This is a genomic window from Sphingomonas kyeonggiensis (genome assembly GCF_014196745.1).
GTDB lineage: Bacteria > Pseudomonadota > Alphaproteobacteria > Sphingomonadales > Sphingomonadaceae > Sphingomonas > Sphingomonas kyeonggiensis.
This window is the reverse complement of the sequence record NZ_JACIEH010000002.1, coordinates 625,213-637,554: the sequence shown is the minus strand read 5'-3', so window position 1 is coordinate 637,554 and position 12,342 is coordinate 625,213. Positions and strand designations below refer to the sequence as shown.

The following is a 12,342-nucleotide window of genomic DNA, read 5'->3' as shown; positions in this document are numbered from 1 at the left end:
CGATAAGGTGCAGACGCTCGCCAGCGCAGCCCGTGCGATCCGGGACATGATCCCCGATCGCCGCTTCGGTCGGGTCGTCGCCGTGCGCGGCGCGCTGATCGAAGTGGAAGGGCTCGCCGGTGCCGCCCAGATCGGCAGCCGCATCGAGATCACCTCGCCCAACGGCATCGTCCAGGCCGAAGTGACCGCGCTCGATCGCGAAGTCGCCTTGTGCCTGCCGTTCGTCGACCCGCAGGGCGTCGGCCTGGGCGCGCGCGCCGAACTCGGCGCCGGCCAGTTCAGCGTCCGCCCCTCCAAGGCCTGGCTAGGCCGGATGATCAACGGCCTCGGCCAGCCGGTGGACGGGCTCGGCTCGCTGCCCAATGGCGCCGATCCGCAGCCGATCAAGGCCCCGCCCCCCGCCGCCGCCAATCGCGCCCGCGTCGCCGAGCGGATCGAGACCGGCGTGCGCACGCTTGACCTGTTCGTGCCGCTTTGCCGCGGCCAGCGCCTCGGCCTGTTCGCCGGCTCGGGCGTCGGCAAGTCGGTGCTGCTCTCGATGCTCGCGCGCTGGACCCAGTGCGACGTTGCCGTGATCGGCCTGATCGGCGAGCGCGGCCGCGAAGTGCAGGAATTCATCGAGGACGATCTGGGTCCCGAGGGCATGGCCCGCTCGGTCGTCGTCGTCGCCACCTCCGACGAGCCGGCGCTGATGCGCCGCCAGGCCGCCTGGACCACCCTCGCCGTCGCCGAGCATTTCCGCGACCAGGGCCTCAACGTGCTGTGCCTGATGGACTCGGTCACCCGCTTCGCCATGGCGCAGCGCGAGATCGGCCTGGCCAGTGGCGAGCCGCCGGCGACCAAGGGCTATACCCCCACCGTCTTCGCCGAGCTGCCCCGCCTGCTCGAGCGCGCCGGCCCCGGCGCGCCGGGCAAGGGCATGATCACCGGGCTGTTCACCGTGCTGGTGGACGGCGACGACCATAACGAGCCGGTCGCCGACGCGGTGCGCGGCATCCTCGACGGCCACGTCGTGATGCGCCGCGCGATCGCCGAGCGCGGCCGCTATCCGGCGATCGACATCCTGAAGTCGGTCTCGCGTACCCTGCCGCATTGCATGAACGACGAGCAGAACGACATCCGCGTCGGCGCGCGCAAGCTGCTGTCGACCTATTCGGACATGGAAGAGATGGTCCGCCTGGGCGCCTACAAGGCCGGCTCCTCGCCCGAGGTCGACCGCGCCGTGGCGCTCGCCCCGCAGATCGAGGCGATGCTCAACCAGGGCAAGAACGACCAGGGCAGCGCCGACGCCGCCTTCGCCGCACTCGGCGAGATCGTCGCGCTGAGCATGGAGATGATGGACGAATGACTCCGTTCGACACCGCCCTGCGCGTCAAGCGCCGCGAAGTCGATGCCGTGAAGGTGTCGATCAGCGTCGAGATCGAGACGATCACCACGCTCGACCACCAGACCCGGGCGCACGAGATCCGCATGCGCGAGGAACGCGCGCTCGCCATCACCGTACCGGTCGCCAGCGATGCCTGGCGGCTGCGGATGAAGGCCGAGCGTGCGCGGCTGGACCAGCAGTCCCAGATCGCGAACCTGCGACTCACCCATCTGCGTGCCCAGGCCGTCGAGGTCTATGGCACGATGCGCGCCATCGAAGGCGCAGCCGGCCGCTTCAAGGACGAGGCCGAGCGCATCGCCGCCGGCGCCGAGCAGTCGATGATCGACGACATCGCCGCCGCGAAGCTGGTCATCGCGCGCCGCACTGCGGAGCGCAACGCATGATCCCGCGCGCAGAACTCGCATCGCTGAGCCCGGCCAACCGCGCCAAGGTGATCTACAGCGAGGCGCAGACCGAGCTGGCGAGCCGGCTGTGGCGCGCAGCGCTGGGCGATGGCGACCGCGACGACAAGAAGAATGGCGGCATCGGCCAGAACGGCCTGGCCGGGGATTCGCTGCTCGAGCTGCTCGGCAAGCAGAACGGCATGCAGCCGGGCGGCGTGCAGCAGGGCTGCCACTGCGCCTGTGCCTGCTCGTGCCACCAGAAGCCCACCAGCGCGAGCTTCGCCAACGACTGCGTCGAGGACCTGCGTGATGCGATCGGCGATTCCGCCGAGCAGGGCAGCCGCCGGATGGCGGCGATGATGAGCACCAACGCGACCGTCTCGGTCGCCAAGGGGGCGATGGATTCCGGCCTGGCGCTGGGCGCCAACAGCCGCTTCGGCCCCGCCCTGGCCATGGCCGAGGCACGCACCGGCATTCCCGCGACCGCGCTCGCCGCGATCGTCGATGCCGAGGCGGCCAAGGGCCGCGACGGCAGCTGGAACACCATGTCGCGCAATCCGCGCTCCAGCGCTGCCGGCCTCGGCCAGTTCCTGAGCGGCACCTGGGAGCATCTCGCCGAGACCTCGGGCACCTGGCTGAACCAGGTCGCCTCCGAGCGCGGCTGGCTCGACGGGCGCGGCAAGGTCGTGGCGGGCGCGCGCAGCGAGCTGCTGGCGCTGCGCTATGACGGCCAGGCCTCGATCCTCGCCGTCGCCGACTTCGCCAAGGTCAACCTCACCAAGCTCGAGCAATCGGGCATCCGGGTGAACACCGATGCCGAGACGCTGGCCAAGTCGGCCTATCTCTCGCACCATCTCGGGCTGGGCGACGCCAAGAAGTTCCTGGCCGGCGGCATCGATCCGGGCCGCGCCCGCATGCTGCTGGCCGCCCAGATCGGCGGCGGCGCGGCCGAACAGCGAATCGCCGCGGCAGGCAACGCAACCCAGGCGCACCGCCAGTGGTTGCTCGGATTCATCGATCGTCGAATCCGTCCGGAACAATTCGCCGGCTAAATTATTTTTATCCTATAATGGATTGTCCGCGGGTACCCGAAATGGCGGAAACCGCATAAAAACTCGTAGTTTCTGAGTTTTAACCATATTCCCCCTTCCGTAGGGGAATGTGCGATTGGTAGGACTACATATAGGAATTTAAGGGTTCTGTTAAAGGATTAGAGACCATGTTGCCCCTGTGAACGGCGGCCGAGACCCGGCTGGCCAGGACAAACAGGGGATTTGCAATGTCGAAGATCACGATCGCGCTGGAAGCAGCCGTCGCCACCGTCATCGAGAATACGCCGCAGGACGGCGCCGCTCGTACGAACCGCCAGCGCGTCTATGTCGACCGTGCCTTCGCCCAGATCCTCAAGCTGATCGCCCCGCGCATCCGCCACTTCGTCCGCCAGTACGGCCTGACCGCCCATTGGGAAGATGCCGAGCAGTGCTGCGCCATTGCCGTGCACCGCGCGATCGAGGGCTATGACCCCACCAAGGCGCAGTTCACCACCTTCGTGAACTGGCAGATCCGCGGCGAGCTGCAGAGCCTGCGCTTCCGCCTGATGACCGATCAGCGCCCGTCGGCGAAGAAGGTCGAGGCGACCACCGTTTCGCTCAGCGCCCTCGCCACCTCGCCCGACGGCGACGAGATCAGCCCCGAGGCGATGATCGAGGACGAATTCGCCCTGGAGCGCACCGAGGCCGCGGCTTCGGACTATCTCGCCGAGGGCGCCGTTTCCGAACTCATCGACGCCTATGTCGACCAGCTCCGCAAGGTCGGTGTCGAGGCGCTGCGTCGCCGTCCCCGCCCGAAGCGCGCCGAAGCCGCGCTGCGCCGCGCCGAGGGTCCGCGCCTGCGCACCGCCACCTATGGCATCGATCCCGCCGAGCTGGAGAAGCTCGAGGCCAAGCTCAGCCGCGACCGCGAGATCGTGGAGCGCCGCGTGTTCCAGACCGCCACGCTCGACGACCTGTCGCTCGAGACCGGCGTGACCAAGGAGCGCGTCCGCCAGATCACCAAGCGCGCCGCCAAGGCGATCGCCGATATCGCCGCCAAGGATCCGCGCTTCGCCGTGATGGCCGAATATGGCCAGCCCGGCACCCCGAAGCGTCGCCCGGCCCCGGCTGCGCGCACCGCGCCGATCCTTCCGGACGCCAGCCTGCCGCACAACCGCCTGGCGAGCGTCCGCGCCGTGGACCCGACCACGCTTTCGCCGGTTATCACCACGCCTGCCGTGCAGCAGGTCGAGGCAGTCCAGCTCATCGCGGCCCCTGCCCCGTCGACGGCTTCGTTCCACTGATCGCATCGGAACGCCCCGCGTTTCAAACCCATCCTATAATGCCCCTGAGAGGGTAGGAGGAACCGATGCATCGCAATTTCGACTGGAACGGCAGCGGAGAAGCACATGGCTCGCTGCCGCGCCCCAATCGCCACCTGACCGCCCTCGCGCAGGACGTGGCGCGACTGGCCCAGCCGCTGTTGCCCGCCGGCAATGATCTGATCCTGGGCCTGGAAGCCTCGTCCGATGGCGAGATCCACCTGATCTGGTGGCGCCAGCGCGACTTCAAGCGCGTCGCCACCATCTCGGCCGCACCGGACGCTTTCTGCCCGGAAGACAGCGACGAAGGCGCTCTGCAGGACGCCGCCGCCGCGCTGCTCGACTATCTTGCCGGTCGCTGGCCGAGCCCGCCGGCGGCGCTCGGCGTGATCACCGACGGCACCGGGGTGGCCTTCGCGCCCGATCATCCGTCGCCTTCGGCCGAGGGTTGGCTGCTGCGCCATGCCATCGGCGAGAGCACGCTGGCGATGATCCTGGACCTGGATCCGGCCGGTTCCTGTGGCCTGCTTTCGGGCAGCCAGTCGGCAGGATCGTTCCATTAACGGAATGTCGTTTACCTTGTATTATCCTTGAATTGCTTCAAGATGCCCCGAGTCTCTGGGGATTGAGCATGGCAAGCGCCAACGGAAAGGGTAAGATGCGGCCGGGGACCGCAGGCGAACCCATGATCGACTTCTATCGTGCAATTGTCTTTCCGAACCGCGTGCGTGAGCAGCGTCAACGGCGCGGCTTTGCCAAATTGCTCCGTCTCTCGACCAAGATTCCCGAGATACCCTATATTCGTCTTTCCAAGATCGAGCGCGGCGAAGTCGTGGCGCGGCCCGACGAATTGCGTCGCATCGCCGCGGCGCTCGACCTGGCACCGACCGAATTGTTATTGGATATCGACGCATCCGATTTTGACATCGCTGTCTGGGCCGAGCCGTTCAGCGACGGCGCCGTGCTCGACCAGGACGAGGAGCGCTTCGCGGTACTGCTCGGCGCCGCGCTCCGCGCCCGCCGCACGCTCGATCCGGCGCTCACCATCGCGGTGATCGAACGCGACTTCGGCCTGCCCCCGGTGAACCTCTCCCGCGTCGAGAATGCGCAGAAGCCGTTCGGACGCTGGAACGCGGCGATCCACACCGCGCTGTTCGCCCTGTTCGACGTCGCCGACGAAGCGGAACTGCGCGCCGAGGTGGAGCAGCGCCACCAGGCCGGCACACTGGCGCCCTTCCTCGCCACCATCGCCAATCCCGAGACGCGCATCACCCGCACGCGCGAACGCGTGGCCGAGCTCGTCACTGCGCTGAACGAGGAAGCGCCGCCCGTGCTGGCATCGATGCCGCTGCCGCTGCCCGGCACGCCGGTGAGCGCGATCCGGCTGGTGCCGATCTTCGGCCTGGCGCTGCCCCAGGGGCTGATCGGCCACCAGCCGACCGGCGAGACGGTGGAAGCGCCGCACATCGCCGGGCCGCGCGCCTTCGGCCTCAAGGTCTGCCGCGCGACGCTGGGCGGCGGCCTGCCCGCCCAGGCGACGGTGGTCGCCGATCCCGATCGCCTGCCGCTACCCGGCGGGCTCGCGGCGCTGCGCGAAGGCGAAAGCTGGCGGCTGCTCTCGGTCGCTTCGGATCGCGACGGCCGGATGATCGGCTACAGCGTCAACCCGGACATGGAGGTCCCGCTCGACGATTGCGATCCGTCGAGCCTCGCAGCGATCGTCTCCGCCGTCTTCCTCTGATCGCGGCGCCCGTGCTAGGGCGCGGGCCATGGGGATCATTGTCGCGATCGAAGGCGCCGACGGCGTCGGCAAGAACACCACGTCCAGGCTGTTGTGCGAGACGCTCCAGGCCACGGGCAAGACCGCCACGGTGATCGGCTTCCCGCGCTATGGCGAGACCGTCGCCGGGGTGACGATCGGTCGCTACCTGGCCGGGGACATGCCCGTGCCGGTGAGCCCCCACGCCGCCGCGACGCTCTATGCGCTCGACCGGTTCGAGTGGCGCGACCAGGTCCTCGCCGCGGTCGAGGCACATGACGTGCTGATCTTCGACCGCTATGTCGCGTCGAACATGGCCTATCAGGGCGCCCGCGTGCCGGCGGACGAGAGCCGCGCGCTGATGGAATGGATTCTGGCGCTCGAGACCGGCCAGTTCGCCCTGCCCGCTCCCGCCCTGTCGATCTATCTCAACACGCCCTGGGAGCTTGCCCGCGCGTTGATCCTGCAGAAGGCCGAGCGCAGCTATACCGCGAAGAGCTTCGACGAATATGAAGCCGATGTCGCACTCCAGCAGCGCGTACGAGGCAATTACGAGTCGATCGTAGCTGCCGGCCTACTCGGGCCGTGGCGGATGGTGCACGCCAGCACCGACGGGGCAATGCGCCCGCCCGCGGATATCGTCGGCGAGATCGTCGCCCTGCTGGAAGCGGTTCCGAAATAACCCCTAAAGCGTCGCGATATGCTTGACAGCGCCACCCGTGCCGCAGCATGGTAGCGCTATCACAATCAAATATCGAGGCGAGAGGATTTTGAAAGCGTCCCCGGCGGAAATGCTGCCTGTCGATCATGAGCAGGCAATTCTGGTTGGCCGTATCTTGACGGAAGCGGGCCCAAGCCCCGTGATCCTGCGCGGCGGACGAATCTACGACGTCTCGGCCAGCGCCGCGACCGTATCCGACCTGCTCGACCTTGCCGATCCGGCGAGCGTGACCGGCGCCGACATCGGCGCCGTGGCCGATCTTGGTAGCGATAACGGCCCTGTCCTGCTCGCGCCGATCGACCTGCAGTGCGTCAAGGCATGCGGCGTGACCTTCGCGCTCTCGGCGATCGAGCGGGTGATCGAGGAGCGCGCGCGCGGCGATGCCGACAAGGCGAACGAGATCCGCGGCGACCTGGAAGCCAAGGTCGGATCGGGCATCCGCTCGGTGGTGCCGGGCACGCCCGAGGCGGCGAACCTCAAGGCCGCGCTGATCGAGGCGGGGATGTGGTCGCAGTACCTCGAAGTCGCGATCGGCCCGGATGCCGAGGTGTTCACCAAGGCACCCGTCCTCTCAGCGGTGGGCTGGGGTGCCGATATCGGCGTCCGCTCGGACAGCGACTGGAACAATCCCGAGCCCGAAGTGGTGCTGATCGTCGACAAGACCGGCACGCCGCGGGGCGCGACTTTGGGCAACGATGTCAATCTGCGCGATTTCGAGGGACGCAGTGCGCTGCTGCTCGGCAAGGCCAAGGACAACAACGCCTCGACCTCGATCGGGCCGTTCATCCGCCTGTTCGATACCGGCTTCACGATGGACGATGTCCGCGCGGCCGAGGTCGATCTGGTCATCGACGGGCCCGAAGGCTATCGCCTCGAGGGCACCAACAAGATGAGCCAGATCAGCCGCGACCCGACCGACCTGGTCCGCCAGACGCTGAGCGAGCACCAGTATCCGGACGGCTTCGCGCTGTTCCTCGGCACCCTGTTCGCCCCGATCCAGGATCGCGACCACCCCGGCCGCGGCTTCACGCACAAGGACGGCGACGTGGTGCGCATCTCGAGCCCCAAGCTCGGCGCGCTGGTCAACCGGGTCACCACCTCCAAGGCCGCCGCGCCCTGGACCTTCGGCATCCGCGCACTGGTGCGCAACCTGGCGGGCCGCGGCCTGCTGTGAGCGCAGCGCGCGGCCACTCCTCTATGTTTTCCAAGGTAATTCATTCTCATGTCGGAAGCTGATCCCATGCACGTGACCCAGACTCGCGATCAGCGTGCCATCTATCCCAGCCTGAAGGGCAAGCGCGTGCTGGTCACCGGCGGCGGCTCCGGGATTGGTGCCGGCCTTGTCGAGGGTTTCGTCCGCCAGGGCGCGGACGTCACTTTCTTCGACATTGCCGACGCGGATTCGCAGGAACTGGTCGCCAGCCTCGAGGCCGTGGGCAAGGCGCCGACCTATCGCAACGTCGACCTGACCGACATCAAGTCGGCCAAGGCGGTGATCGCGCAGCTGATCGAGGAGCATGGCAGCTTCGATATCCTGGTGAACAACGCTGCCAATGACGACCGCCACACCATCGAGGAAGTGACGGAAGACTATTGGGAGAACCGGCTCAACGTGAACCTGCGCCACCTGTTCTTCTGCGCCCAGGCGGTGATCCCGGGGATGAAGGCCAAGGGCGCGGGCGTGATCATCAACCTGGGCTCGATCTCCTGGCACCTCGCGCTCGAAGGGCTGACGCTCTACCAGACCGCCAAGGCCGGCATCGAGGGCATGACCCGCAGCTTCGCCCGCGACCTGGGCCCGGACAATATCCGCTCGGTCTGCATCGTGCCGGGCAATGTGAAGACCCCGCGCCAGATGAAATGGTACACGCCCGAGGGCGAGGCCGAGATCGTCGCCGCCCAGTGCCTCAAGGGCCGGCTCGTGCCCGACGACATCGCGGCGATGGCACTGTTCCTTGCCTCTGACGACGCACGGCTTATCACGGGCCACGAGTATTTCGTCGACGCAGGCTGGAGGTAACATATGAGCGTGGTGACGTCGGCACCGGAGAGTGTCTGGTCGCTTGCCGCACCACTGCTCGAAGGGCCGGTCTGGGTGGCGCGGGACGCCGCCCTGTGGTTCGTCGACATCAAGGGCCACAAGGTCCATCGCTATGACCCCGAGACCGGGGACAAAAGCAGCTGGGAGGCGCCGGCGCAGGTGGGATTCGTACTGCCGGCCGAGCGCGGCGGGTTCGTGGCCGGATTGCAGACCGGCCTGGCCCATTTCGACCCCGAGACCGGCAGCTTCACCCCCCTCACCGATCCCGAGCCGCATCTGCCCGGCAACCGGCTGAACGACGGCACCGTCTGCCCCGACGGCCGGCTGTGGTTCGGGACGATGGACGATGCCGAGGCGGCCGAGACCGGGGCGATCCACCGACTGGGCGCGGACGGCGTCTGCGTGCCCTCCAGCCCGCCCTATTCGATCACCAACGGCCCGGCGCTGAGCCCCGACGGCAGGACGCTCTACCATGTCGACACGCTGGGCGGGGTAATCCATGCCTGCGACGTCGCCGAGGACCGCAGCCTGACCAACCGGCGCGAATTCGCCCGCATCCCCAATGAAGAAGGCTATCCCGACGGGCCGACGGTGGATGCCGAGGGTTGCGTGTGGATCGGGCTGTACATGGGATCGGCGGTGCGGCGCTATTCGCCGGCCGGCGAGCTGCTGGAGGTGGTCCCCTTCCCCGTCGACGCGATCACCAAGATCGCCTTTGGCGGGCCGGAGCTCAAGACGGTCTATGCCACCACCGCCAACAAGCATCTGAGCGCCGAAGCCAGGGCGGCGAACCCGCGGGCCGGGGACCTGTTCCGCTTCGAGGTTTCGGTGCCCGGCGTGGCGGGGACGCTGATCCGCGAAGGGGTCTGAAGCGGACGCCCAAGTTGGCCAAGGTTGCGCCGAAAGGGTATTTGGGCGGGCATTTTTAGTCAATTTAGTTGACTATCAATATTCGGGACTGTAAATCTTTCTCGTCATCGCTGCCCTTGCGGGGATGACGGAAGGAAGCTTGTCCAATGTCCGACGATACCCCCTCCCCACTCCTCGAAGTCGCGCTTCCCGCGCTGCTGCGTCATGCCCGGCACACCTATGGCGCGGCGATGCGGACGGCGCTGGCCGCGCGCGGCTATGATGATATCCCCGGCAACGGGCTGTACGTGATCGGCGCGCTGGCACTGGGCGAGGCGCCGCTGAGCCAGATCGTCCGCGAGCTGCGCGTCTCCAAGCAGGCGGCCGGACAGCTGGTCGATGCGCTGGTGCTGCGCGGCTATCTCGACCGACAGATCGACGCGCAGGACCGGCGCCGGCTGACCGTGACGCTGACCGAGCGCGGGCAGGCAGCGGCGGATACCCAGAAGGCAGCGCGCGAGGCGATCGATGCCGAGCTGCTCGTGCGGATGGGGGACGCGCGGGTGCTGCACGCCCGCGAGGTGCTGGCGGAGTTGATCGAGATCGGGCGTGGCGAGGTGGAGGACTGAGGCTTTTGCCGTCCTGCCTGCCCCTCACGCAGCCCGGCCTCTTACCGTCACCCCGACGAAAGTCGGGATCTCGTGCGGCTCCTGTCTCGCGCCTTCGCCTGAGATCCCGGCTTTCGCCGGGATGACGGTTTGGGGCTGGTGAGGGTTTGGAGCGGGCGGTGCTGGAGCATCATGCCTCCCCGAGCTTGTCTCGGGGAGGGGGACCGCGACGCGAAGCGTCGGGGTGGAGGGGCTGGCGGGACGCCGCCTGCGCCGGCGGCCCCTCCACCACCGCCTTCGGCGGCGGTCCCCCTCCCCCAGCAAGCTGGGGGAGGAATTTGGAGGATCAGTGGTTGTGCCGCGGCACCTTTTCGCTGGTCTTGCGGTACTTGAGCGCGAAGTCGAGCACGCCGCCCTCGCCCAGCTGGCCGACCTTTTCGCGATAGAGCTCTTCCCAGGGGGTGTTGCTCTCCGGGATCGGCGGGGCCGGTTCGGCCTTGCGGCGGGCGATCTCGTCCGCATCCACCAGCGCATCGCAGGTGCCGTTGTTGAGATCGACGCGGATGGTGTCGCCGGTGCGCAGCCAGGCGAGCCCGCCACCCGCCGCGCTTTCGGGCGAGGCGTTGAGGATCGACGGGCTGTCCGAGGTACCCGACTGGCGGCCGTCGCCGAGCGTCGGCAGGCTCATGATGCCCTTCTGGATCAAGTGATCGGGCGGCTGCATGTTGACCACCTCGGCCGAGCCGGGCCAGCCGATCGGGCCCGAGCCGCGGATGACGAGGATGCAGTTCTCGTCGATGTTCAGTGCCGGATCGTTGATGTTGTGGTGATAGTCGTCCGAGCCGTCGAACACGATCGCACGGCCCTCGAACACGCCTTCATGGCCGGGGCGCGAGAGATAACGGGCGCGGAAATCCTCGCCGATCACGCTGGTCTTCATGATCGCGATGTCGAACAGGTTGCCCGACAGGACGAGGAAGCCGGCCTTCTCCTTGAGCGGTTTGTCCCAATCGAAGATCACCGCGCGATCGGTGACGCCGTGGCCGGAGACATTCTCGGCAAGCGTCCTGCCGGTGCAGGTCATCACGTCGCCGTCGAGCGCGCCGTTGGCGAGCATCTCGGTGAGCACGGCGGGGATGCCGCCGGCGCGATGGAAGCGCTCGGAGAGGAATTCGCCTGCCGGCTGCATGTTGACGACCAGCGGCAGGTCGTAGCCTGAGCGCCAGTCGTCCGGGGTGATCTCGACGCCGGCATGGCGGGCCATCGCCACCAAGTGCGGCTGGGCGTTGGTCGAGCCGCCGATCGCCGTGAGCAGCTTGATCGCGTTGAGGAAGTTCGCCTTGGTCAGGATCTTCGATGGGCGCAGGTCCTCATAGGCCATCTCGACGATACGCTTGCCGGTCTCATAGGCGATCTGGCCGCGCTCGCGGTACGGCGCGGGGATCATCGCGCAGCCGGGGAGCGACATGCCGAGCCCTTCGGCGATGCTGTTCATCGTCGAGGCGGTGCCCATGGTGTTGCAGTGCCCGGATGAGGGGGCGCTTTCCATCGCGCGCTTGAGGAATTCGGCCTCGTCGATCTCGCCGGCGGCCATCTTGCGGCGCGACCGCCAGATGACGGTGCCGGAACCCACCAGCTCGCCTTCGTGCCAGCCGTCGAGCATCGGGCCGCCCGACAGGATGATCGCCGGGATATCGACGGTGGAGGCGGCCATCAGCGAGCTGGGCGTGGTCTTGTCGCAGCCGGTGGTGAGGATGACCGCGTCGATCGGATAGCCGTTGAGGATCTCGACCAGGCCGAGATAGGCGAGGTTGCGATCGAGCGCAGCCGTCGGCCGGCGGCAATTCTCGAAGATCGGGTGGAGCGGAAACTCCATCGGCACGCCGCCCGCCGCGAGGATGCCGGCGCGGGCGCGCTTCACGGTCTCGAGGTGGATGCGGTTGCACGGCGCGATGTCGCTGCCGGATTGCGCAATGCCGATGATCGGCTTGCCCGACGTCAGCTCCTCGGGCGTGATGCCGTAGTTCATGAAGCGCTCGAGATAGAGCGCGGCCATGTCGGCACGGCCGGGCGCGGCGAACCATTCGCGCGATCGGAAGGGGCGGACGGGGGTGCGGGTGGTCATCTAGTCAAACCTCTACTCATGCAATCTCCCTCTCCCGCTTGCGGGAGAGGGTTGGGGTGAGGGTGAGAGCTGGCCGTAAGCGAACTACTCGCGGCCAGCTCTCACCCTCACCCTTC

12 protein-coding genes are annotated in these 12,342 nt (G+C 67.7%); 11 read left to right on the top strand and 1 reads right to left on the bottom strand.

The genetic code is table 11. The features are described 5' to 3' along the window. Positions 1–7: 7 nt before the first annotated feature. From fliI to GGR46_RS11890, 11 genes are all read left to right on the top strand, one after another. Complete coding sequence (gene fliI / locus GGR46_RS11940) at positions 8–1,348, top strand: flagellar protein export ATPase FliI (RefSeq protein WP_183997939.1); 1,341 nt, start codon at positions 8–10, stop codon at positions 1,346–1,348. Continuing rightward, positions 1,345–1,770, top strand: coding sequence for a hypothetical protein (locus tag GGR46_RS11935; protein WP_183997937.1), 426 nt, complete (start codon positions 1,345–1,347; stop codon positions 1,768–1,770). The genes fliI and GGR46_RS11935 overlap by 4 nt, the downstream gene beginning before the upstream one ends. Beyond that, positions 1,767–2,822: a peptidoglycan-binding protein gene (locus GGR46_RS11930; protein ID WP_183997935.1), complete on the top strand. Its 1,056-nt coding sequence runs from the start codon at positions 1,767–1,769 to the stop codon at positions 2,820–2,822. Before GGR46_RS11935 ends, GGR46_RS11930 begins: the two co-directional genes overlap by 4 nt. A gap of 227 nt (positions 2,823–3,049) precedes the next feature. After that, positions 3,050–4,105: a sigma factor-like helix-turn-helix DNA-binding protein gene (locus tag GGR46_RS11925; RefSeq protein WP_183997933.1), complete on the top strand. Its 1,056-nt coding sequence runs from the start codon at positions 3,050–3,052 to the stop codon at positions 4,103–4,105. Positions 4,106–4,170: 65 nt separating this feature from the next. Beyond that, positions 4,171–4,686: a hypothetical protein gene (locus tag GGR46_RS11920; RefSeq protein WP_183997931.1), complete on the top strand. Its 516-nt coding sequence runs from the start codon at positions 4,171–4,173 to the stop codon at positions 4,684–4,686. A gap of 122 nt (positions 4,687–4,808) precedes the next feature. Beyond that, the gene (locus GGR46_RS11915; RefSeq protein WP_246426045.1) at positions 4,809–5,864 is read left to right on the top strand and encodes a helix-turn-helix domain-containing protein; all 1,056 of its coding nucleotides are present in this window, start codon (positions 4,809–4,811) and stop codon (positions 5,862–5,864) included. Positions 5,865–5,892: 28 nt separating this feature from the next. Further along, on the top strand, positions 5,893–6,564 hold the full coding sequence (locus GGR46_RS11910; protein ID WP_183997929.1) for a dTMP kinase: 672 nt from the start codon (positions 5,893–5,895) through the stop codon (positions 6,562–6,564). Positions 6,565–6,673: 109 nt separating this feature from the next. Further along, positions 6,674–7,777 (top strand): fumarylacetoacetate hydrolase family protein, encoded by a 1,104-nt coding sequence (locus GGR46_RS11905; RefSeq protein ID WP_183997927.1) that lies wholly within the window; start codon positions 6,674–6,676, stop codon positions 7,775–7,777. Positions 7,778–7,843: 66 nt separating this feature from the next. Beyond that, positions 7,844–8,623, top strand: coding sequence for a D-xylose 1-dehydrogenase (gene xylB, locus GGR46_RS11900; RefSeq protein ID WP_183997925.1), 780 nt, complete (start codon positions 7,844–7,846; stop codon positions 8,621–8,623). Positions 8,624–8,626: 3 nt separating this feature from the next. After that, the gene (locus GGR46_RS11895) at positions 8,627–9,514 is read left to right on the top strand and encodes an SMP-30/gluconolactonase/LRE family protein (RefSeq protein WP_183997924.1); all 888 of its coding nucleotides are present in this window, start codon (positions 8,627–8,629) and stop codon (positions 9,512–9,514) included. A 146-nt stretch (positions 9,515–9,660) separates the two neighbouring features. Further along, on the top strand, positions 9,661–10,122 hold the full coding sequence (locus tag GGR46_RS11890; protein ID WP_183997922.1) for a MarR family winged helix-turn-helix transcriptional regulator: 462 nt from the start codon (positions 9,661–9,663) through the stop codon (positions 10,120–10,122). Positions 10,123–10,447: 325 nt separating this feature from the next. Here the strand turns inward: GGR46_RS11890 and GGR46_RS11885 are convergent, their stop codons facing one another. After that, the gene (locus GGR46_RS11885) at positions 10,448–12,226 is read right to left on the bottom strand and encodes an IlvD/Edd family dehydratase (RefSeq protein ID WP_183997920.1); all 1,779 of its coding nucleotides are present in this window, start codon (positions 12,224–12,226) and stop codon (positions 10,448–10,450) included. Between the last annotated feature and the right edge of the window lie 116 nt (positions 12,227–12,342).